General features: G+C 65.9%; 19 protein-coding genes. 6 read left to right on the top strand and 13 right to left on the bottom strand.

Going from position 1 to position 21,595, the window contains the following annotated elements:
• Positions 1-40: 40 nt before the first annotated feature.
• Both guaA (INF26_RS01370) and INF26_RS01365 read right to left on the bottom strand, forming a co-directional pair.
• Positions 41-1,027, bottom strand: coding sequence for a glutamine-hydrolyzing GMP synthase (gene guaA / locus INF26_RS01370; RefSeq protein WP_193528942.1), 987 nt, complete (start codon positions 1,025-1,027; stop codon positions 41-43).
• An 86-nt stretch (positions 1,028-1,113) separates the two neighbouring features.
• The gene (locus tag INF26_RS01365; protein ID WP_193528941.1) at positions 1,114-1,776 is read right to left on the bottom strand and encodes a class I SAM-dependent methyltransferase; all 663 of its coding nucleotides are present in this window, start codon (positions 1,774-1,776) and stop codon (positions 1,114-1,116) included.
• Between the two features lie 325 nt (positions 1,777-2,101).
• Here INF26_RS01365 and INF26_RS01360 point away from each other — a divergent pair, with 325 nt between their 5' ends.
• Positions 2,102-2,785: a YoaK family protein gene (locus tag INF26_RS01360; protein WP_193528940.1), complete on the top strand. Its 684-nt coding sequence runs from the start codon at positions 2,102-2,104 to the stop codon at positions 2,783-2,785.
• 65 nt (positions 2,786-2,850) lie between these two features.
• Here INF26_RS01360 and INF26_RS01355 read toward each other — a convergent pair whose 3' ends face one another.
• The 7 genes from INF26_RS01355 to fic form a co-directional block, all read right to left on the bottom strand.
• Entirely contained in the window at positions 2,851-4,533 is a 1,683-nt protein-coding gene (locus INF26_RS01355) for an MFS transporter (RefSeq protein WP_226371793.1), read from the bottom strand.
• A 76-nt stretch (positions 4,534-4,609) separates the two neighbouring features.
• Positions 4,610-5,575, bottom strand: coding sequence for a choloylglycine hydrolase (bsh, locus tag INF26_RS01350; RefSeq protein ID WP_193528939.1), 966 nt, complete (start codon positions 5,573-5,575; stop codon positions 4,610-4,612).
• Entirely contained in the window at positions 5,493-6,401 is a 909-nt protein-coding gene (locus tag INF26_RS01345) for a 4Fe-4S binding protein (RefSeq protein ID WP_193528938.1), read from the bottom strand. The genes bsh and INF26_RS01345 overlap by 83 nt, the downstream gene beginning before the upstream one ends.
• Before the next feature lie 9 nt (positions 6,402-6,410).
• Entirely contained in the window at positions 6,411-7,106 is a 696-nt protein-coding gene (locus INF26_RS01340) for a B3/B4 domain-containing protein (RefSeq protein WP_193528937.1), read from the bottom strand.
• A gap of 13 nt (positions 7,107-7,119) precedes the next feature.
• Entirely contained in the window at positions 7,120-7,617 is a 498-nt protein-coding gene (locus tag INF26_RS01335) for a pyridoxamine 5'-phosphate oxidase family protein (RefSeq protein ID WP_226371792.1), read from the bottom strand.
• 21 nt (positions 7,618-7,638) lie between these two features.
• Positions 7,639-9,795 carry a Tex family protein gene (locus INF26_RS01330; RefSeq protein WP_193528936.1) on the bottom strand — a complete coding sequence of 719 codons (2,157 nt, stop codon included), beginning with the start codon at positions 9,793-9,795 and terminating at the stop codon, positions 7,639-7,641.
• Between the two features lie 80 nt (positions 9,796-9,875).
• Positions 9,876-10,487 carry a protein adenylyltransferase Fic gene (gene fic, locus INF26_RS01325; RefSeq protein WP_193528935.1) on the bottom strand — a complete coding sequence of 204 codons (612 nt, stop codon included), beginning with the start codon at positions 10,485-10,487 and terminating at the stop codon, positions 9,876-9,878.
• A gap of 669 nt (positions 10,488-11,156) precedes the next feature.
• On the opposite strand from fic, the gene INF26_RS01320 reads away from it, so the two are divergent.
• The 3 genes from INF26_RS01320 to INF26_RS01310 all read left to right on the top strand — a co-directional run bounded on the left by INF26_RS01320 (position 11,157) and on the right by INF26_RS01310 (position 13,324).
• The gene (locus INF26_RS01320; protein ID WP_193528934.1) at positions 11,157-11,786 is read left to right on the top strand and encodes a class I SAM-dependent methyltransferase; all 630 of its coding nucleotides are present in this window, start codon (positions 11,157-11,159) and stop codon (positions 11,784-11,786) included.
• Complete coding sequence (locus INF26_RS01315; protein ID WP_193528933.1) at positions 11,773-12,378, top strand: class I SAM-dependent methyltransferase; 606 nt, start codon at positions 11,773-11,775, stop codon at positions 12,376-12,378. The genes INF26_RS01320 and INF26_RS01315 overlap by 14 nt, the downstream gene beginning before the upstream one ends.
• A 142-nt stretch (positions 12,379-12,520) precedes the next feature.
• On the top strand, positions 12,521-13,324 hold the full coding sequence (locus INF26_RS01310) for a class I SAM-dependent methyltransferase (RefSeq protein WP_332307274.1): 804 nt from the start codon (positions 12,521-12,523) through the stop codon (positions 13,322-13,324).
• A gap of 154 nt (positions 13,325-13,478) precedes the next feature.
• Here INF26_RS01310 and guaA (INF26_RS01305) read toward each other — a convergent pair whose 3' ends face one another.
• Complete coding sequence (guaA, locus tag INF26_RS01305) at positions 13,479-15,068, bottom strand: glutamine-hydrolyzing GMP synthase (protein WP_193528931.1); 1,590 nt, start codon at positions 15,066-15,068, stop codon at positions 13,479-13,481.
• Between the two features lie 170 nt (positions 15,069-15,238).
• On the opposite strand from guaA (INF26_RS01305), the gene INF26_RS01300 reads away from it, so the two are divergent.
• On the top strand, positions 15,239-16,753 hold the full coding sequence (locus INF26_RS01300; protein WP_226371791.1) for an LCP family protein: 1,515 nt from the start codon (positions 15,239-15,241) through the stop codon (positions 16,751-16,753).
• 203 nt (positions 16,754-16,956) lie between these two features.
• Here the strand turns inward: INF26_RS01300 and ychF are convergent, their stop codons facing one another.
• The 3 genes from ychF to INF26_RS01285 are packed head-to-tail and all read right to left on the bottom strand — an operon-like array spanning position 16,957 to position 20,389.
• Positions 16,957-18,033: a redox-regulated ATPase YchF gene (gene ychF, locus INF26_RS01295; RefSeq protein ID WP_193528930.1), complete on the bottom strand. Its 1,077-nt coding sequence runs from the start codon at positions 18,031-18,033 to the stop codon at positions 16,957-16,959.
• Positions 18,034-18,074: 41 nt separating this feature from the next.
• On the bottom strand, positions 18,075-19,349 hold the full coding sequence (locus INF26_RS01290; protein WP_193528929.1) for a 4Fe-4S dicluster domain-containing protein: 1,275 nt from the start codon (positions 19,347-19,349) through the stop codon (positions 18,075-18,077).
• A 47-nt stretch (positions 19,350-19,396) separates the two neighbouring features.
• Entirely contained in the window at positions 19,397-20,389 is a 993-nt protein-coding gene (locus tag INF26_RS01285; protein WP_193528928.1) for a glycosyltransferase, read from the bottom strand.
• Positions 20,390-20,478: 89 nt separating this feature from the next.
• Between INF26_RS01285 and INF26_RS01280 the strand changes: the two genes are divergently transcribed.
• Positions 20,479-21,594, top strand: coding sequence for a glycosyltransferase (locus tag INF26_RS01280; protein ID WP_193528927.1), 1,116 nt, complete (start codon positions 20,479-20,481; stop codon positions 21,592-21,594).
• Position 21,595 lies beyond the last annotated feature (1 nt).

Raw genomic sequence — 21,595 nt, 5'->3', positions numbered from 1 at the left:
CTCACAAGCGGCGGGGCGCCCGGCATATTAGTTTAAATACTTATTCCCACTCGATCGTGCCGACGGGCTTGGGAGTGAGGTCGTACGTCACGCGGCAGATGCCCGGCACCTCGGTGAGGATGCGGTCGGTGATCTTCTTGAGCAGCGCCCAGTCCAGCTCGGGCACCGTGGCGGTCATGGCGTCGACGGTGTTGACGGCGCGGATGATGGCCGGCCAGTCGTAGGCGCGCTTGCCGTCGCGCACGCCGGTCGCGCGCATGTCGGGCACCACGACGAAGTACTGCCACACCTTGCCGGCGAGTCCGGCCTCCGCGAACTCCTCGCGCAGGATGGCGTCGGCCTCGCGCAGCGCCTCCAGTCGGTCACGCGTGATGGCGCCGAGGCAGCGAACGCCCAGGCCCGGGCCCGGGAACGGCTGGCGCTCGACCATGCCCTCGGGCAGGCCAAGGGCGCGACCCACCACGCGGACCTCGTCCTTGAAGAGCAGGCGCACGGGCTCGACGAGCTCGAACTGCAGGTCGTCGGGCAGGCCGCCCACGTTGTGGTGGGCCTTCACGCCGTCGGACTCGACGATGTCGGGGTAGATGGTGCCCTGTGCCAGGAAGTCGACGTCGTCGGCGACCTTGCGAGCCTCCTCCTCGAAGACGCGGATGAACTCGGCGCCGATGATCTTGCGCTTGCGCTCGGGCTCGGCCACGCCGGCCAGCAGATCGAGGAAGCGGTCCGTGGCGTCCACATAGACGAGGTTGGCGTCCATCTGGTTCTGGAAGACGTCGACGACCTGCTCGGACTCGCCCTTGCGCATGAGGCCGTGGTTCACGTGCACGCAGATGAGCTGCTTGCCGATGGCCTTGATCAGCAGCGCGGCAACAACGGAGGAGTCGACGCCGCCGGAGAGGGCGAGCAGGACCTTCTTGTCGACGACCTGCGCACGGACGGCCTCGACCTGCTCGTCGATGAATGCCTGCGCGAGCTCGGGGGTGGTGATGCGCGCCATGTCGTCAGGGCGCTTGTTCGGGAGGTCCATGCCAGCTCCTTTGAACGGGGAATCGATACCCCCGATTCTAGCGTGAGCTGGGTGGTGGGACGATGACGTCGTAGCGAACCCCGATTCTAGCGTGAGCTGGGCGGCGGGACGATGACGTCGTAGCGAACGGCCTTTCCCATGAGCGAGTGGCTCGGCTTGGCACCGGCGAGCCACGGGCCCTTGGGTGGCCGCTTGATCACGACCTTACGGGGTCGCGCGGCGAGCGCGGCGGCAAGCAGCCCCTCCTCGTCCTCGCATGGGCGCTCCAAGTGGTGCAGCAGCTGGAACTTCTTCTTCACCGCGGCGCTCTTGGTACGCTCGGGGAACATAGGGTCCAGGAACACCACGTCGGGCGAGAAGCCCAGCTCTCGCAAACCGGCAACGGAGTCGCCCTCCACGAGCGTCATGCGCGCGACAATGTCTGCGAGCTGCGAATCGTTTGCCGCTCGATCGAGCGCGTCGCTCAGGAGCGCCGCTATCACCGGATCCCTCTCGAACATGGTCACCGTGAAGCCCGCCGCGGCCAGAAGCAGCGAGTCCTCGCCCAGCCCCGCCGTGGCGTCGACGGCGGTCGGCGTCGCGACGCCCCGCGTGCGGGCAGCGCGAACCAGGAGCTCGCGCCCGATCCGGTCGGCGCGCAGGCGCGGCAGCAGGCGCGAGAAGTCCGCTCGCAGCACCATGCCGTCGCCGACGAGCGCCAGACCCTCGTCGTCACGCCGCAGCTCGAGCCCCTCGGCAGCTTCGCCCATGCCAGCCCCCGTCGTCAGAGTTCCAAAACGGCCTCTCGTGCAACATTGTCGCAATTCCAAATCCAAAACGGCCGCTCGTGCAACATGATTTCTCGCCAGTTTTTGGCTCACGGCAAAGCGCTCTCGGAAAACCCTTGCTCGCAGTATCAATTGTCTATCCGAATTCGCCCGAGGGCGCGAAACGATGTTGCACGAGCGGCCATTTTGGTTCGAGACTGTCAAAAATGTCGCACGAGCGTCGGTTTTGCGATCCCGAGGACATCGCGTGCGCCCGTGCCCTAGGATGAAGCTCGGTTGTTTCGAGGCTCGAGCGAAGGGACGTCAGATGGAGAGAGCGGAGGCGGCCGTCACACCCAAGGTTCCCGTGAGGCTGGGACTCACCGTCATCTGCGCGGGCGGCTTCATGGACGCGTACTCCTACCTGCTTCACGGCCAGGTCTTCGCCACGGGGCAGACGGGCAACATCGTGCTCCTGTGCATGAACCTCGCCGAGGGCGCGTGGCTCGGGGTGCTTCGCTACCTCGTCTCGATCTTCGCCTTCGTGCTGGGCATCATGCTCTCCCGCCACGTGCTCGTGCGCGTGCACGGGCGGGCGACGGGCCGCATGCAGCGTTGGGTCGCCGTCTTCGAGGCCCTCGCGTTCGCGCTCATCGCGCTGCTTCCCTCGTGGACGCCGGACCTGATGGTGAACAGCGCGATCTCGTTCTGCGCCGCGATCTCCTACGAGAACTTCCGGCAGTTCGGCACCAAGTCCGCCTACGCGAGCGTCTTCTGCACGGGCAATCTCCGCTCCCTCGGGGAGACCCTCTACGACGGGATCTTCGAGGGCGACCAGCACGAGCTGCACCGCTCCGCCCGCTACGCGGCGCTGATCGGGTCCTTCTGCGTGGGCGCCGTCATCTGCAAGCTGCTCATCGACCTGGTCGGCCAGTACGCCTGCCTGGCGATAAGCGCCCTTCTCCTGCTGTCGCTCCGCTTCATCACGCTCGACGACCAGCCGTCTTCGTAGCGTCGACACGCGACGCGCCCCCGTTGCCGGGGGCGCGCGTCGGGGGGATCGTGATGGGACCGGGGCTAGTCCCTCGGGGACGCGCCGGCAACGTGGTCGGGGCCGCTCGGGTCGGGTGCCGACTGGCTCCCCTTGTCGAACGTCTTGATCGCGGGGGTCGTCAGGAGGCCGAGCAGGACGATCGCGCCTCCCACGGCATAGGCGATGCGCGTGGACTGGGAGCGGGCATGGGCGTCGATCCTCACGAGCTCGCTGCGCTCGGAGGAGGTCATCGGAATCCCGGAGATCTGCTCCTCGAACTCCTTGTCGCTCCCCAGGTTCACGTTCATACCCGAGAGCTGCTCGCTCACCTGACGAGAGACGAGCATGTCGGAGGCGGCGCCGGAGCGCACCGTGTTGGTGATGCCGAAGAGCAGCACCGCGCCGAGAAGTGCCACGCCGAGCGCCTGGCCGACGTTGCGCATCGTGCTCTGGATTCCGCCGGACTGCGAGGCGTCGCGCTCGGGGAGCGCGAGGGCGACGACGTTGCTCGCGTGCGAGGACACCGTGCCGGCGCCCACGCCGGCGAGGAACGCGCCCAGGTAGACACCCGGTGCGAACGCGCCGTTCATGGTGACCGACAGCATCATGACACCCAGGGCGGCCGCCATGGCGACGTAGCCCGCCTGGATGACGTAGCGAGGGTTGGCATGGGGAAGGAGCTTGGGGATGCCGAGGGCGAGCGCGAACGTCGGGACGCCCGTCACTATTGAGATCACCCCCACCTCGATCGGCGACCAGCCGGCAACGAGCTGCAGATAGGGAGCCATGAGGATAGACTGCGCGCCCATGAAGAAGAAGGTGATCGCGTTGGCGGCGAGACCGGCGAGCACCTGGGGCGTCTCAAGGAACGAGCTCGGCAGCAGCGCGACCCCGTGCTTATGCTCGACCCTGCGCTCGACCCTCACGAGCACCGCGAGCACCACGAGGCCGAGGGCGACCGCCGGGAGTGCCGGTGATATGCCGAAGACCGTGAAGGGGCACCCCTCGAACGGGGTCACGAGGCCCCAGGACGAGACGCTCGAGAGCCCGACAAGCACGAGGAAGAGGCCGAGGGCGGCGAGCACGACGCCGATGCCGTCGAAGTGGAGGTTCTCCTCGGGCTCCGTGACGCGCGGAAGGCGCAGCGAGAGCATCGAGACAGTGAAGAAGTAGGCCGCGAGCAGCAGGAACGTGGGACGCATGCCCGCCGTCTCCATGACGACGCCCAGGATGAGCGGCAGGACCGCGGAGAGGCCGGACGCCGCACCCACGCAGCCGAAGGCCACCATGCGGTCATGGCCTCGGTACAGGAGCGGGACCAGACCGAGGATCGACGGCACGAGCAGGCTCGCCCCGAGACCGACGAGCACGCGGCCGACCCAGATGAACACGGTCATGTTGGGCGAGAGCGCGAGAACGACCTCGCCCGCCGCGCAGACGAGCGCGCCGAGCCGGAACGTCCGCACCCACCCGAAGAGGGTGCCTAGCAGGCCGCCGGCGATCATGAAGGCGCCGCCGACGAGCGGGTAGATCATGTTGGCGAGCTGGATCTCTGAGGTCGTCGCGCCCAGGTCGTGCGTGAGCGCCGAGGCGGCGAGCGACAGGGCGCCGTTGTCGCCGGTGGTGCCCATCTGCGCGAGGATGAGGATGACGATGGGAAGAACCAGGAAGTGCCCCTTTGACACAGGCGCTCCCACCCTCCCCATGCTGATGGAGGGACTGCTCATTTCTCTTCTCCTTCTTGTCTGTCGAGGCGTCGCGGGGCCGGGGCGCGCCCTCTGGCCCCGCGGCGCAGGGAGGGGGCTACGCGGCCGCCGGGACGATGACGGGCTCCGTCGCGCTCAGGTCGCAGGACGCGAGCGGATAGGCGCGGATGGACAGGTCGTCGTAGGCGGCGTGGTAGTAGGTGAGGCTCGAGGCCGAGAAGCAGCTCGTGTAGAGCGTTCGCTCGAAGGCGCCGTCGCCCATGCGCGCGCACCCGTCCGGCACGAAGACCGAACCCAGGGTGCGGAAGAGGCGCGTGACGTTCTCGCGCTCCCCCTTCTGCACGGGGTAGTGGGTGTTCACGAACGCCGCCTTGACGAAGCGCGACGGCCCGCTGTAGTCGCCGGGCATGCCCTGCAGGCCCATGCCGGACCCGAACGGGGCGAGCGTCGCGTCGCCCCAGGCCGCCGGCGCGGGCTCGCTCTCGGTCACGGTGAGGTAGTTGCGCAGGTTGACGCGCTGCCACTCGAAGGTGGGCTCGTTGGTAAGGACGTCGACGTCGTTCTCGTACACGTGCACGCCGTCCTCCAGACACTCCACGACGATGCTGCCGGTCCTGTCGCCGATGAGCCAGTGAAGGCTCGCCACGGGCAGCTGCTCGTTGACCGGACGGGCGACGATGGTGACGCCCCGCAGGGCCTCGCGAACCCCGTCGACCGTCGAGAAGTTCCGTGCCACCCAGAAGGGGAACTCGTATGCGGCGACGTTCACGCCACCCGGGGAGGGCTCGTTCGCGTAGCGGTTGCTCTGGGGGAAGTTGAGCCCGGCGACGGCCAGGCCGGCGTCGTTCCCGCAGTCGAAGTAGAGCGGCAGATCGCCCACGAGGATGCCCATGCCGATGACCGCGTGACCGCGGCCGGCGTCGTCAGGGCGCGGGAACGCGGCGCTCGCCCGTGCGGCCGGGGGCGTCATCACCACGCGCTCACCGTAGCCCTGGGTCCAGTCCAGGTTGCGACCAAAGTACATGGCGCCGTCGGCGTCGGTAAAGCGGATGCCCGTGCACATGGGGCGACCCCTTCCTCGTCCGGGCGTCTCGGTGCTCGGACACGTGGGAGATAGATGGCTCTTTCGTACCCCACGGGGGCCGTGCCGCGAAGGCGGCGCGAGCCGCAGCGAGCGCGGGGCCGCCCCCTATCCGTCGGGCGCCCGCCGAGCACGCCGCCACGCAGCGGAAGCAGGAGACGCAGCGACCGGCCTCCGTCCTCGCGGGCTCGTCCGGGTCGATGGCGCCCGTGGGGCACTGTCCGGCGCACGCCCCGCAGGAGACGCAGCGGGTCGCGTCCGTCTCGGGGTGGAACGGGACGCCGCCGAACTCCCGGTAGGGACGATTCCCGGGCACGTCCGAGAGCTCGGCGGAGCGGGCATCCGGCGCAGCGGAGAGCCTGGCCAGCGCCACGCGCGCGAGCTCGTCGACGACCGCAAGGTCCTTCTCGTCCGGCCGGCCCTCGGCCACGTTGGTCATGAGGGAGTGGTGCGCGACCACGGCCGCGGCGGCAACGGGCACGAAGCCTCGCTCGCGCACGGCGTCGGCGAGCTCCAGCAGCGTGTCGTCGATGGCGCGGTTACCGTACGTGACGAGAAGGACCGCGGGGGTGTCCCGGCCCTCGCAGAGCGCGATGCGCTCGAGCATGGGCGCCGGGACGCGCCCGCCATAGGAGGGCACGGCGAAGACCGCGAGGTCATGCTCCCCGAACGCCGGGGGAACGGAGCCGCGGGGCGTGACGTCCGTCGCCTCCGCGGGCAGGCCGCACCTCTCGACAAGCCGCTCGGCGACCAGACGGGTCGTGCCGGCACCGGTGAAGTAGAGTGCCTTGACCGCCGTGACCCTCATTTCGACCTCCTATGCCCGGGGCCCCGCCGCGCTGAACAGGTGCGTCTCCGCAGACGCCCCGCACTCGTCGCGGAGCGTCGCGACGAGCTCCTCGCACGCGGCCCTGACCTCGTCATCATTGACCCCCGTGAAGCCGTCGATCGGAAACGCGATGCGCGTCGTCGAGGGCTCCACCTTGCCGTTCTCGCTCTGGCGCCAGGTCCAGCGGCGCGTGTGCACCAGGTTGTCAACCGCATAGACGAGCTCGCCCGGTGCGAGCGTGACATCCGGCTCCGACTCGCCCAGCGCCACGAAGACGTCGTCCGGGCGAGAAAAGCGCAGCTCGAGCACGTCCTTCTCGCCCAGCGCATGAGCGCCAAGCGGCAGGCCGTACTTGATGGAGATGGCGTTGCCCAGGTCCACGACCGAGTTCACGCGCCAGAGACCCTTGCCCTTGGCGATGCGCCTGAGCAGGGCGATGTTTGATGAGGGGTAGCGGCTGGGGCTCATGCCCAGCTCGTGGAATGCCTCGCGGTAGGGCTGGACGCGCGGGTCCTCGCTGGCGTGGGCGCCCTCGAGGCGGCGCTCGGCGTCGCGGACCGCCTTGTCGAGCAGCGCGTCCACCGCAGGGTGCTCCCCCGTTCCGTCGACGCCCTCCGCGAGCACCACGCCCACGCAGAGCGCCGGCAGCCTCCCAAACACCTCGTCGTCTATCGAGAAGAACATCGCGCCCGCCCCATTAAAGCCGCTGCTTTGCCGCGAGCTCGTCGACATCAATCCGGAAGATCGCAACGCGCTCCACTGCCTCATCCGAGAACGAAAACTTGCCAGAGGAATCGCGCGGGGCATCGGGTGCCATGTGGCGCATGATCAGTTCAAGCGCGCGCCTCTTCTCATCCACGTTGGCCACGGGCGATATGAGCCCGGATCCCATGATGCTCTGATAGGAGAACGAGTAGGCGCACGCGTAGCCCCCCGTGATCACGCCCAGCTCGACGTCCATCTCGATCGCGACCCTCGGCCCACGCGAGAAGGCCTCAGCCTTGCGCCCCTCGCTGGCGGAGTGCAGATAGAGAACGAGACGCCCGCCAACCCACTCATACCCAAAGTTCAGGGGGACGACAAACACCCCGTCCTCGTCAACCGCACCGACCCTCACGGTATGGCACCGCTCGATGAGCGCACGGACCTCTGCGGGATCGGTGATCTGGCGATTTGCGCGCCTCATAGGCCTCATCTTATCTCCTCGCGCCGCCGCCTACTTGCCCTGCACCATGGTAAGCGAGATCTTGCCGCGGTCGCGGTCCACGCGCTCGACCCAGACCCTCACGGTGTCCCCCACCGCCACGACGTCGCTCGGGTGCTTGACGAAACGGTTGGCTAGCTTGGAGATGTGCACGAGGCCGTCCTGGTGCACGCCCACGTCCACGAAGGCGCCGAAATCCACGACGTTGCGCACCGTGCCCGTGAGCTCCATGCCGGGCTGGAGGTCGTCGATCGAGAGCGCGGCGCGGCTGAAGACGGGCTCCGGGGCGTCGTCGCGCGGGTCGCGCCCCGGCTTCTTGAGCTCGGCCGCGATGTCGATCAGCGTGAGCACGCCGCAGCCCAGCTCGCCCGCGAGCGTGGCCACGCTGCCCACGCGCTTCTCGATGTCGGGCACGCCGCCGCGCGTGAGCTCGTCCGAGCCCACGCCCGCGCGCTCGAGCAGCGCCGTGGCCACATCGTAGCTCTCCGGGTGCACGGCCGTGGCATCGAGCGGGTTCTTGCCGCCGGTGATGCGCAGGAAGCCCGCCGCGTTCTGGAATGCCTTGGGACCGAGCTGGGGGACCTTCGTGAGCTCGCGGCGGTCGGTGAAGGCGCCATGCTCCTCTCGGTAGGCCACGATGTTCTTGGCCACAGCCGAGGTGATGCCGGAGACGTAGCCCAGAAGGCTCGCGCTGGCGGTGTTCACATCCACGCCCACGCGGTTGACCACGTCCTCCACTACGTATCCCAGGGTGCGCGCGAGTTCTGTCTGGTCGAGGTCGTGCTGGTACTGCCCCACGCCGATGGACTGGGGCGGGATCTTCACGAGCTCGGCGAGCGGGTCCTGCAGGCGCCGGCCCAGGCTCATGGCGCCGCGCGTGGTGACGTCGAGGTCCGGGTACTCCCGACTCGCGAGCTCGGAGGCCGAGTAGACCGAGGCACCCGCCTCGTTGACAATCGTGTAGCGCAGGTCCGGCGCGGACTCGGCGATAAACTCGGACACGACTTCCTCGGTCTCGCGGCTGGCCGTGCCGTTGCCGATGACGATGGTGTTGATCGCGTACTTCTCGGCAAGGCGCCTGAGCTCGCGCTTGGTGCCCGCGACGTCGTGGCGCGGCTTGGTGGGATAGACCACGCCGTGGTCGAGCAGCTTGCCCGTCTCGTCCAGCACCGCCACCTTGCAGCCGGTACGGTAGCCCGGGTCGAGCGAGATGAGGCGGGCGCCGCGCACCGGGCGGGCCGAGAGCAGGCTCTCGAGGTTCTTGGCAAAGACCTTGATGGCGTCCGTCTGGGCGCGCACGGTGAGCTTGGCGCGGACCTCGCGCTCGAGCGAGGGCGCCATCAGGCGCTTGTAGCCGTCCGCGACGGCCGCCTCAAAGACGGGCGCGAAGACGCCCTGGCGGCGCGGCCAGCGCTCACCGAGCCGCGCCACCGCGGCGGCCTCGTCCACGCGGACGCGCACGCGGAGCTTCTCCTCGCGCTCGCCGCGGTCGATGGCGAGCACGCGGTGGTTGGGGATCTTGGCCGCGGGCTCGGCGTAGTCGTAGTACGGCTCGTAGGGAGTCTTCTCGTCCGCGTTCACCGCAACCGAGACGATGTCCGCCGTGGCCTCCGTGAAGGCGCGCAGGTCGGCCACGTTCTCGGCGTCCTCCGCCACGACCTCGGCCACGATGTCCGCCGCGCCGGCGAGCGCCTTCTCCGGCGTGTCGAAGCCGGCCTCGGCAGCCTCCGGCGTCACGAAGCGCGCCGCCTCGTCGAGCGCGGAGCCCTTGGCCGCCACCTGCATGAAGATCATGTTGGCAAGTGGCTCCAGGCCGGCCTCGCGCGCCTTCTGTGCGCGCGTCATGCGCTTCTTGCGGTAGGGCTTGTAGAGGTCCTCCACGCGCTGGAGCTGCGTGGCGGCGTGGATCTCCGCCTCGAGCTCGGGCGTGAGCTTGCCCTGGGCGTCGATGAGGACAAGGACGTCCTGCTTGCGCTTCTCGAGGTTGCGCAGGTAGGCAAGGCGCTCGTCGAGGGCGCGCAGGGCGACGTCGTCCATGCCGCCCGTGGCCTCCTTGCGGTAGCGCGCGATGAAGGGGATGGTGTTGCCCTCGTCGATGAGCTTTACGGCGGCGCGGGCGGCCTCCGGCTTGAGGTTGAGCTCGCTAGCGAGCGTGGCGATAAGGTCCATGTGACTCCCCTGAGCTTCGTTCGTGCAAGAGCCACCTAGCATAGCCGAACCGCGCAAAAGGGACAGGTGCTTTTGCACGCCTAGCCGTCGAGCTCGTCCATGGAATACGTCGCATACCCCTCGTAGCGATAGCTGGCGTCGATGCCCTTCATGTAGACCTGTCGGTCGGCGACTGCGTCCGTCAGCGCCTCATAAAGCAGGAACTTTATCTCCCTATCGCGCACGGGGCTCCGCTCCATGGCAAGCAGGTAGTCTTCCCGGTCCACCCGGTTCCAGTCGACGACCACGCCAAGCTCACTTTTGAGCATGCAGTCGAGCCAGATGCGAGCGCTCCTTCCGTTGCCCTCCCGGAAGGGATGGGCAACGTTCATCTCCACGTACTTCTCGACAATCTGGTCAAACGTGGACTGAGGCATCTTGTCGATTGCCCTGAGGGCCGAGCCCAGATACATCACGGACGCAAAGCGAAAGTTGCCCTTGGAGATGTTCACCGTACGCGGCTCGCCGGCAAACTCGTAGACGTCCTGGAACAGGTAGCTGTGAATCTTGGCGAGCCCGGCAAAGGTCCCGACCTCAAAGGTGCCGAGAAGCCCCGTGTCGTACAGCTCGAGGGCACGGAGCTTGGTCAGGCGCTCCTCCTCACGGGCGAGCTCGACGTCACTGACAATCCCGAGCTTGTTCTCAAGGGTCATCGAGCACACCTCCAAGGCCGCACGCTGCGAATGCTTTCGTCTATTGTACCGTGCGGGCATGGCGAGAAGAACAGGCCGGCTACTCCCACTCAATGACTAATCCAGTCCGAGTACTGTCGATGCGTGTCGTGTCGTACCGCCTAAGGGCTGACTCGTGCGCAATTTGGGCGAATCAGGCCCTTGATTCGCGATTTCGGGAATGACTCAATTGATTCGCAAAACCGCAGGTTGCTCCTTTAATCACTCCCTGATTTCCGCCGGGGTTCGTAGCGGGTGGCGTGAAAAGGGGTGATTCAAAGGGTCGGAGAGATGCCTATAGCGCAATCATCTGGTATTGGCGCGGTGAGGGACTTCTCGCCTCCATCAGTCTAAATCGTCAAGCTCCGAAAGACGTCGAGCTAGAGAAAAGGACCTATTTCCCGTCATGGATTGGGTTTACCAGCATGACTAGAGCCCTGGTGTAATTGGCTGGATCACCGTTCCGGGAACCGGTATCGACCTACCTGTCCGCCAAGCTCCTTCTTCAGCTCCAGCCTAGCATCTGACTCGCGCCGTTATAAGCGAAAACCGAAGAGATGCGTCTTAGCCAAGAAACTAAGGTTAGCCTTATCTTACTGCATGATTCGCGTGTTATAGTTAGATGGCTCTAACTATTTGGGGGCGATAGCCATGCACGAACGCAAGGGCTTCTGGGACAAGAATGCCGGTCGGTACGACCGCTTCATGCGGAACGACCGGGCGGCGTATGAGAAGATGTATGGGCTGATCCGGCCGGTGGTGAAAGCAAAAACCGTGCTGGAGGTTGCCACCGGCACGGGGCTTATCGCAAAGAGCATCGTGAATGCGGCGGCGCACATCGAGGCTACGGACGCCTCTGCAAAGATGACCCTTGAAGCAGAGCGGGGCAATCAATCCGCGAAGCTGCACTTTTCCGTACAAGATATGTTCCGCCTGCCCTATGCACAGAAGTCCTTCGAAGTGGTGATCGCGTCCAACGCGCTTCACATAGTGCCGCATCCGGAAAAGGCCCTGCAAGAAATCAGGCGGGTGCTGAAGGACGACGGCGTGCTCATCGCGCCAACCTTCACCCACGCGGGGAACTCGATTTCCGGCAAGGCAAAAGCCTTTTTCATGAGCATGGCGGGATTTCCCCTCCACAGCAGGTGGACAAGCGAGGAATACCTGCGTTTCCTGCGTCAAAACGGCTGGGCGGTGCAGAAAAGCGCGGTGCTGAAGGCCTCGTTCCCGTTGACCTATGCGGAATGCACGAAATCGGAGGGGCCAGATGTCGTTCTTTGAAAACACCCGCAAGCCCGTGGGCCTCGGCGGAAAACTTATGGTTGCCATGATGAATCTGGGCCACAGCCCTGTGGCGCGGTGGGGACTTCGATTTCTACGGCTTGCGCCAAACGCCAAGGTGCTGGATTGCGGCTGCGGCGGCGGGGCAAACATAAAACGGCTGCTGAAAAAATGCCCGCATGGCGTCGTCAAGGGCATCGACTATTCGCCCGTCAGCGTGGAGAAGGCCAGGAAGCTCAACCGAACCGCAATTCAGGAGGGGCGTTGCGCCGTTCTGCAAGGCAGCGTGGCGGATATGGCGTTTGAGGATAGCTACTTCGATGCCGCCACGGCCTTTGAGACCGTCTATTTCTGGCCTGATTTACCCCGATGCTTCCGTGAGGTCCGGCGGACGCTGAAGCCGGGCGGGACAATTCTTATCTGCAACGAGAGCAATGGCGATACGGACAAGGACGAGAGGTGGACGCAGATCATCGGCGGCATGACCATCTACAAGGACATTGAATTAAAGGCGTGCCTGGAGCAGGCGGGCTTTCACGAGGTGCAGATACGCAAAAAGAAAAAGTGGCTCTGCGTCACGGCACGGAAGTAAGGGCATCAAGCACGGGCATTTTCGCATCCATCCTGCACATGACGTTAGGCATGACGGCCATAGCGGCTGTGCCGGCGGCAATCATGACAGTTTTTATTCACTGAGGAAGAAACCTATGAAATGCATAATTGAGAAAAACACCGTGCAGGAGACGCTGATCCTCCCGCTGTATTCCCGGAAGCTGTGTACGGAGCTGTACCCGAACCTTTACAGGGATGAAGCAGCGGTTCGCCTGCTCGACCAGATCGACTACGACTTTTCAGAGGCAGAGAAAAACTCCCGCAGCCTGATGCAGCGCTTTGGTGCGCTGGAGGTGGCCATGCGGCAGAGTGATCTTGCTTTCGAGGTGCGGGATTACCTGAAAGGCCACCCCAATGCGGCGGTGGTCAATCTGGGCTGTGGGCTGGACAACACCGGCAGAACCTGCGACAACGGTAGATGCAAGATCTACAATCTGGACTTCCCGGATGTGATTGCCTTGCGGCAGCAGCTACTGCCCGCCGGGAATCGAGAACAAAATATCCCCTGCGACCTGAAAGACACCGCATGGTTTAGCAAAATCGATGCCTCCGGCGGGGCGGTGTTCTTTGCCTCCGGGGTGTTCTATTACTTTCTGACCCAGCAGGTCCGGGAACTGGTGCGGGGGATGGCAGACGCTTTCCCCGGCGGTGTGCTGGTCTTTGATGCTGCCAATCGGACGGCAGTAAAGATGATCGCAAAAACATGGCTTAAGACTGCAAAAATCAAGGATGTGGGGGCATATTTTGCGGTTTCGGATGCCGCCAAGGAAATCGGCACGTGGAACAGCCGTCTGCAGGTCACAAGTCGCGGCTATATGCTGGGTTACAACGATTTGAGAGACCCTTCTGTCAGCGGCTTTTTCCGGTTTCTCGCAAGGGTCGGTGACAACGGGATGAAAATGCAAATCGTGAAAATAAGATTTTGAGAGGCAAAAATGAAACGCATTCACTTTGACGTTGAAGAAGACGGCTTTTACGGCGCATATTGGGCGTGCTAGGACACACATACAGCAGCGGGCACGGATTCGATTGAAACCGTGCCCGCTATCTGATACTATATTATTTTATCGAACGTCTGTTCTATTCCCACTCGATCGTGGCGGGAGGCTTGGGCGTGACGTCGTACACCACGCGGTTCACGCCGGGGACCTCGGCCACGATGCGGCTGGAGATCTTGCCCAGCACGTCGTAGGGCAGCTTCGCCCAGTCCGCGGTCATCGCGTCGCTCGACTCCACCGCGCGCACAATCACCGGGCGCGCGTAGGTGCGCTCGTCGCCCATGACGCCCACGGAGCGGATGTCGGGCAGGACGGCAAAGTACTGCCAGCAGCTGTGCTCGGAGTTGCGCTCCCCGGTCTCCTCGAAGAGGCGCTCGTTGTAGGCGTCGAGCTCCTCGCGCACGATGGCGTCGGCGCTCTTGAGGACCTCGAGCTTCTCGGAGGTCACCTCGCCGATGATGCGGATCGCCAGGCCCGGGCCCGGGAACGGCTGACGGTAGACCATGCGGTCCGGCAGGCCGAGCGCCACGCCCAGCTCGCGCACCTCGTCCTTGAAGAAGTGGTCGAGCGGCTCGATGAGGTCGAAGTGCACGCCCTCGGGGAACGGGATCAGGTTGTGGTGGCTCTTGATCGTGGAGGCCTTGCCGCCGGTCTTGCGCGCGCCGGACTCGATGATGTCGGGGTAGATGGTGCCCTGCGCGAGCATCTCCACGCCGCCGATGCGCTGGGCCTCGTCGAAGAAGACCTTCCAGAACTCGGAGCCGATGCGACGGCGCTTCTCCTCCGGCTCGGTCACGCCAGCGAGCAGGCGCTCGTAGCGCTGCTCGGCGTGCACGTGCACGAGCGGCACCTGGAACTGGTCGCGGAAGACCTCCTCGACCATCTCGGGCTCGCCCTTGCGGAGCATCCCGTGGTTCACGAAGACGCAGGTCAGCTGGTCGCCGATCGCACGGTGCACGAGCGCGGCCACCACGGAGGAGTCCACGCCGCCGGAGAGGCCCAGGATCACCTTGCGGTCCCCCACCAGCGCGCGGATCTCCGCGACCTTCTCGTCGATGATGTTGTCCATGGTCCACGTGGCCTCGAGCCCGCAGACGCCAAAGAGGAAGTTCTCCAGCAGCGTGCGGCCGTGCTCGGTGTGGCGCACCTCCGGGTGGAACTGGGTCGAGAAGAGCTTGCGCTCGGCGCACTCCATGGACGCCACCGGGCACACGTCCGTGTGCGACGTGACGACGAAGCCCTCGGGCACGCGGCTCACGGCGTCACGGTGGCTCATCCACACGGTCTGCTCCTCGGGCGTGCCCGCGAACAGCGCGGACTCGCCGTCGCGCACGATGGTCGCCGGGCCGTACTCGCCCACCTCGGAGTGCGCGACCTCGCCGCCCAGCGCCACGGCCATGGTCTGGTGGCCGTAGCAGAAGCCCAGCACCGGCAGGCCGAGCTCGAAGATCGCGGAATCAACGGTCGGCGCGTCCTCGGCGTACACGCTCGCCGGGCCGCCGGAGAGGATCAGCGCGGAGGGGCCCATGGCGGCGAGCTCGTCCGCGGGGATGTCGCACGGCACGATCTCCGAATAGACGTGCAGGTCGCGCACGCGACGCGCGATCAGCTGCCCGTACTGGGCGCCGAAGTCCAGAACCGCCACGAACTGCCTGGGCGTAGCCTCGCTCATAGGTGTCTTCTCCCTTTGTTGGTGCCGATCATCATCAAACAGTGACAGTTTATAGAGAATAGCGCGATTTTTGGGTACTTACACTCAGGCAACATCTCGCTTGCCTATCATTGACAGGTCCGACCGTCCTTCTGACGGGGCATTGCCCCGAAAGGCATTAGGGAGGCCCCTTGGCCGAAAGAAAGACCCATCGTCGCATGACAAGCGCCGAGCAGGTCCGACTCTCGCAGAGCCGACACGGCGCCGGAATGTCCTCGCAGGCTCCCAGCACGAGCCGTCGCTCCTCCTCTTCTTCCCCGCGCCACGCAGCCAGCCGCGCGGAGGGCATCGGGTCCTACACCACCCGTCGCAGGAAGAAGCGTCGCGGGCGCGTGCTGCGCGTCCTTCTCGTCACGCTCCTCGTCGCCTTCGTCGGCGTGGGCGTCGCCGCTGCCGCCTACATAATCCGCATCAACGGCGCCCTCAGCCAGAACGTCCCCGACGAGCTCAAGGCGCAGCTCACCGAGCCTGTTAAGCCGCAGGACCCCTTCTACATGCTGCTCCTGGGCGTCGACAAGAGCGAGGGGCGCGCCGAGTCCTGGGGCTCCGACGCCTCCAACTTCCGCTCCGACACGATCATCCTCGCCCGCGTCGACGCGCCGGCGCAGAAGGTCACGCTCATCTCCATCCCGCGTGACACCATGGTCGACATGGGCGTCAACGGTGAGCGCAAGATCAACGACGCCTACTCGATCGGCCAGGGCGCCTACATGATGGAGGTCGTCGAGGACTTTGCCGGCGTGGAGATCTCCGCCTACGCCGAGATCGACTTCGAGCAGCTCATCTCCATCGTCGACACCATCGGCGGCATCGACGTCACCCTCCCGGTCGACGTCGTTGACGAGCGCTACGCCCACATCAACCTCGAGGCGGGCGAGCACCACCTCGACGGCGAGACCGCCCTCGCGCTCGCGCGCTCGCGTCACGCCTATGACGCCTACGGCGGCGGCGACTTCTACCGCGCCGCCAACCAGCGCATGATCATCGGCGCCATCGTGAAGAAGATCCTGAAGCTCGACCCGGTCACCATGGCCAATACCGTCTCCACGCTCGCCGAGAGCGTCACGGTCTACCCCCTGAGCGTCACCGACATCGTGAGCCTCGCGATGCAGTTCCAGGACTTCGACGTGGACAGCGGCTTCTACTCCGGCCAGACGCCCACCGACTCCCAGTACATCAACGACCTCTGGTACGAGATCCCCATCGAGTCCTCCTGGATGGAGATGATGGAGCGCGTCGACGCCGGCCTGCCCCCGTACGAGGACGAGAGCCAGGACCTCACCGCGGGCGTCGCCGGCTCCATCGGCGTCAGCTCCTCGTCCCAGGCCGAGGACGACGCCGCGAACTCCACCGACAAGCCGACCTTCTCCGGCAGGGTGCTCGTCCTCAACGGCACCGAGGTGAGCGGCCTCGCGGCGAGCAAGTCCACCGAGCTCGAGGGCGCGGGCTTCTCCCCCTACGCCGACAGCGACGAGTCCATGGACCACACCGCCTCGTGGGTCTACTACAACGGTGGCTCCCGCTCCGCGGCGCTCGGCGTGGCACAGACGCTCGGCATCAGCGAGGGCAACGTCGCGGAGAACACCGAGGGGTACTCCACGGACTACGACGTCGTCGTGGTGCTGGGCACCGACCAGGCGGAGTAGCGCGACGGGAGCAGGGGAGACACGCCGGGCGTCGCAGCTTGCTTAGGAATTCGAGGTAAGTGTAGTCTCCACCGCGTTCCGGGACTGCGGGGGACTGCGGACGTTTTCTCGTACATCCTAAACGCCGTAGCCCAGCGCCTCGCGGTGCTCGTCGGGCGTGAGCCAGCCCAGGGCCTGCGAGCGGCGCCCCCGCGCTCCCAGCCCTACACGTTGAAGCGGAAGTGCATGATATCGCCGTCCTGGACGACGTAGTCCTTGCCCTCGATGCGGAGCTTGCCGGCGTTCTTGCAGCCTGCCTCGCCGCCGAGCGCGACGTAGTCCTCGTAGCTGGCGACCTCGGCCTTGATGAAGCCGCGCTCGAAGTCCGAGTGGATCACGCCCGCCGCCTCGGGGGCCTTGGCGCCCACGCGCACGGTCCAGGCCTTGACCTCCATCTCGCCGGCCGTGAAGTAGCTCTGGAGGCCCAGCAGGCGGTACGCCGCCTGTGCGAGCGTCTCCAGGCCGCTCTTCTCGAGGCCCAGGTCGGCCAGATACTCGGCCGCCTCCTCGGGCTCGAGCTCGGAGAGCTCGGCCTCCACCTTGGCGCAGATGGGAATCGGCGTCACGCCGTCGATGGGAGCGAGCTCCTCGCCCAGCTGGTCCTCGTCGACGTTAGCCACGTAGAGGATCGGCTTCATGGTGAGGAGGAAGAGACCCTTGGTCTCGGCGCGCTCCTCGTCGGTCATTTCCATCGTCGCGGCGCGGTTGCCCTCGTTCAGCCAGTCGAGCAGGCGGCGCGCCACGTCGGCCTTGGCGGCGAGCTCCTTGTCGCGCTTGGCGTCCTTCTCCAGGCGCGGGAGCTGCTTCTCCAGACTCTGGATGTCCGCGAGGATGAGCTCGGTCATGATGGTGTCCGCGTCGCCCGCGGGGTCAACGAACTCGCCCACGCGACCGACCTCGCGCATGACGTTGGGGTCGGAGAAGTAGCGGACGACCTCGCAGATGGCGTCGGTCTCGCGGATGTTGGCCAGGAACTGGTTGCCCAGGCCCTCGCCCTCGTTGGCGCCCTTCACCAGGCCGGCGATGTCGACGAACTCCACCGTCGCGGGCACGATGCGCCCGGGGTTCACGATCTCGGCGAGCCTGCCGAGGCGCTCGTCGGGCACGTCCACGATGCCCACGTTGGGGTCGATGGTCGCGAAGGGGTAGTTGGCCGCGAGGCCGCCCTTCTTGGTGAGCGCGGTGAAAAGGGTCGACTTGCCCACGTTGGGCAGACCCACGATGCCGATGGAAAGCGACACGTTCTTCTCCTTACCTCAGACGAGTGACGGCAGGCGCCCCGTCACCCCTGGTCGTCCAGCTTCTCCAGGGCGTCGGCCATGCGGTTCAGCTGCTTCTTGCCCTTCTCCACGTACTCGCCCGCCTTGGCCTTGGCGGCGGCCTTCTTTCGGGCGACCTCCTCGGCGACCTTGTCCGGGACCACGAGCTCGCTCGTGTCCATGGGCCCCATGGAGAGCGCCCCGTCCTCGCAGGCCGTCACGCAGGCCCCGCAGCTCACGCAGTAGGCGCTCTGCACGCTCACCTGACCGTCGCGGTCGAGGTCGATGGCGTGGAGCGAGCAGGTCTTGGCGCAGTCGCCGCACATCGTGCAGAGGGAGTGGTCGCACACGGGGACCTCGAGCTTCACGAACTCCGCCAGGCCCTCGTCGTGCTGGAGCGCGCCCATCATGAGCTTGCGCCCCTGCGTCAGGAGGCGCGGGTGGTTGTTGGAGGACTTGGAGCCCACGGCGTTCTCCAGCTCCTTCTGGAGTCGGTTCAGGCGCTGCGAGTGGTCGGAGATCTTCTGCGCCACCGCCTTGGCGCCGGCGAGCGCCGGGTTGGTGCGCGTGACCAGGCGCTCGACCGAGGTCACGGCCCCGCTCACGAACTGGCTGCGCTTGTAGGCGCGCGTGTACTCGTGGGTCATCTCCGACTCGTCGACCTCGAGGCCGAGCGCGGCGTCGGCCCACTCCTCCGCCGTGGCAATGGCGTCGACGTAGGTCTGCTCGCCCGTGGTCGTACGACAGCGGTCGCAGATGCCCACGGGCAGGTAGACGCTGATGTTGTCATAGTCCGCGAGCAGGGAGAACCAGAGGTCGCGCGAGACGGCCCCCACGCAGGCGAGAACCACCTCGTTGCCCTTGGGCAGTCGCTTGAGGGCGCGCGTGCACGTCACGTAGCACTGCTCGTAGGAGGAGGCCACGCGGGCGATCTGGTCGTAGACCTGGCGCGGCATGTGCCGGCGGGTGGAGAACGTGTCGGTCGGGCAGACGGCGGCGCACAGGCCGCACTTGCGGCAGTCCTCCGTGACCGCGACGGTCTTCTCGTGGATCGTGATCGCGTGCGTGGGACACACGTCGAGACAGCGCGAGCACACGTCCGTGCGCCCGGAGGAGACGCGCAGGCAGCGGCCCGAGTTGGCGAAGGGCTTCTCCTTGTAGTCGGCGGGGTTGAAGACCTTGCGCTCGCCCTCCTCGTCCATGAGGGAGCCCACCATCTGGTTGGGCATCTCCTTGAGGGAGCGCCAATCGCTCTGGAGGTCTATGAGCTCATCGAGAAAATCTCTCTTCTCGGCCACGCGGTCCGTCCTCTCCTCGTGTCACGGCTTATCATTGTACGTCCGCGCTACTCGAGCGGAGGCATCGGCTTCCAGCTGGTGTCGTGCAGAATCCTGCGTGCGTCACGCTGGCCGGCGACGAGCCGACGCATGCCCGAGACCAGGTGCGCGCGGTCAACCACGGCGATTCTAATCAGCTCCTTGGCAAAGGTTAGCGCCGTGCCGAGAGCAAAACCCAACGGGCTGTACTCCCCATGAAGCCTGAAGTAGCGGGCCAGGTAGCCACGGTTACGTGTGATGTAGTAGCGGGTCATGTCGGAGGTGGAGTTGAGCTGACGAATGGATCCCACCGCCTGGTTTGCCACCTCGCGGCGGCGGGAAAGGACATAGTCGGGGACGTAGTAGACGGGCGTGACCTTGCTCGCCAGGTAACCGTAAAGCGCGTCATCGAGGTAGATGAAGAAGCGGGCGTCGGGCAGACCGATCTTCTCGACAACGCCGCGCGAGAAGAACCCACCTTCGAAGCAGAGCGCATTGGCGAGCTTGTAGCGCTCCCCCGGGCGCCACGAATCGCGCGAGAGCGGGTTGTAGATCGCGAGTCGCGGCCAAAAGCGATGCTGCCAGAAGAAGTGGCCGCCGTCGAAGTCGCGGCGCTGGCCCATGACGGCCTCGGCCTCGCCGCTCCAGCGAGCAAGCGTCTCCAGGCCACCCGGCTCCACGGCAACATCGTCATCCATGACCCAGAACCACTCGGCGCCCAGGTCAAAGGCGCGTCGAACACCCTCGGAGAAACCGCCTGACCCGCCGGTGTTGGTCTCCATGCCAATATAGGCGGTGCGCGAGGTGCCTCCCATTGCGTCGGGGTCGTCCTCGTCGACACCCCAGCGGACGTCAGAGCGCTTCGCGAAGTCGGCCACGATGCGGGCGGTCTCCACGGAGTTCTCGTTGTCCACCACCACCACACGCCAGGGCGCCACGGTGAGACCAAGCACAGAATCAAGGAGTCCGGCGAGAAGCTCTTGTCGCTTGTAGGTGACGATGACGATTGCAGCCCGCCTCATGCTTCCCCTCCCCCGTTACAGCCCGGGCTCCGATCCAGTCCTTAGTATTATAGGGTACGTCACAGGGGATCCCCGACCCAGGGAGGGTCATGAGCGCCATAAACCCATCCGTCAGCCATGAGCTGGTGTCCGTAGTCATCCCAATCTACAACGCGGAGGGAACACTCGACGAGTGTCTGGCCAGCATTGAGGCACAGACGCACCGCGAGCTCGAGGTGATTTGCGTAAACGACGGGTCGACCGATGCTTCGGCGGAGATCGTCCGCGGGCATGCGGCGCACGACGACCGCATCGTCGTGGTTGAAAAGCCCAACGAAGGCTACGGGGCTTCGTGCAACCGAGGCATTGCCACCGCACGGGGCACGTGGGTCGCAATCGTGGAGCCGGACGACGCGCTTCCCCCGACGGCCTACGAGGACCTGCTCGCCTGTGCGGACGCCGCGGGGGGCAGTACGGCAGTGGACGTGGTGCGCGGCGCCTACTGGCGCACGTTCCCGGATGAGGGGGGCAACGAGATTCGCGTAAGCTGTCCCTACCGCGGGCGCGTGAATCCGCAACGGCAGCCCTTCTCGATCGGCGACGGCGTGGAGCTCCTGCGCCACCATCCCGCGATCTGGGCGGGCTGCTACCGGCGAGCATACCTCGTCGAGCAGGGCATCCGCTTCCCCGAGGTCCCGGGTGCCGGCTGGGCCGATAATCCCTTCCTCGCCGAGACGCTCTTCCGCACCGGGCGAATCGCCTACACCGACGACTGCGTCTACGTCTACCGGGAGCGAGACCTCCGTGAGGCGGAATCGCTTGCCGAACGCGCTCCGCTCACGCCGCTCGAGCGTTGGAACGACATGATGGATGTCGCAAAGTCCGCAGGGATCACCGACCGCCGCGTGCTCTCTGCCCTCGCCCTGCGCGGCGTGAACTATGCCCTCATCACGCTCGAGGGAGCCGGGGAGGACACCCCCGGCGTGAGCGGGCTCCTGGAACGGTCGATGGGGAGACTCGACCCTGATCTGGTCTTTTCCGAGCCGGGAATCTCATCCGCGGGCCGAGCCCTCTTCGCACGGGTGCGCGGCATCGACGAGCCGCGCGGGGGCGGCATCGCCCACCTCTCCTATCTCATGCGCGAGGGGCTGTACCGCATGCGCACAAACGGTCTGGCCTTCTCGGTCAGGACGGCGCTGAGCCGTCGCGGGAGCAGGCTCGTCTGAG

Source organism: Thermophilibacter gallinarum (genome assembly GCF_014982725.1).
Taxonomy (GTDB): domain Bacteria; phylum Actinomycetota; class Coriobacteriia; order Coriobacteriales; family Atopobiaceae; genus Thermophilibacter; species Thermophilibacter gallinarum.
This window is presented reverse-complemented; position numbering and strand designations above follow the sequence as displayed.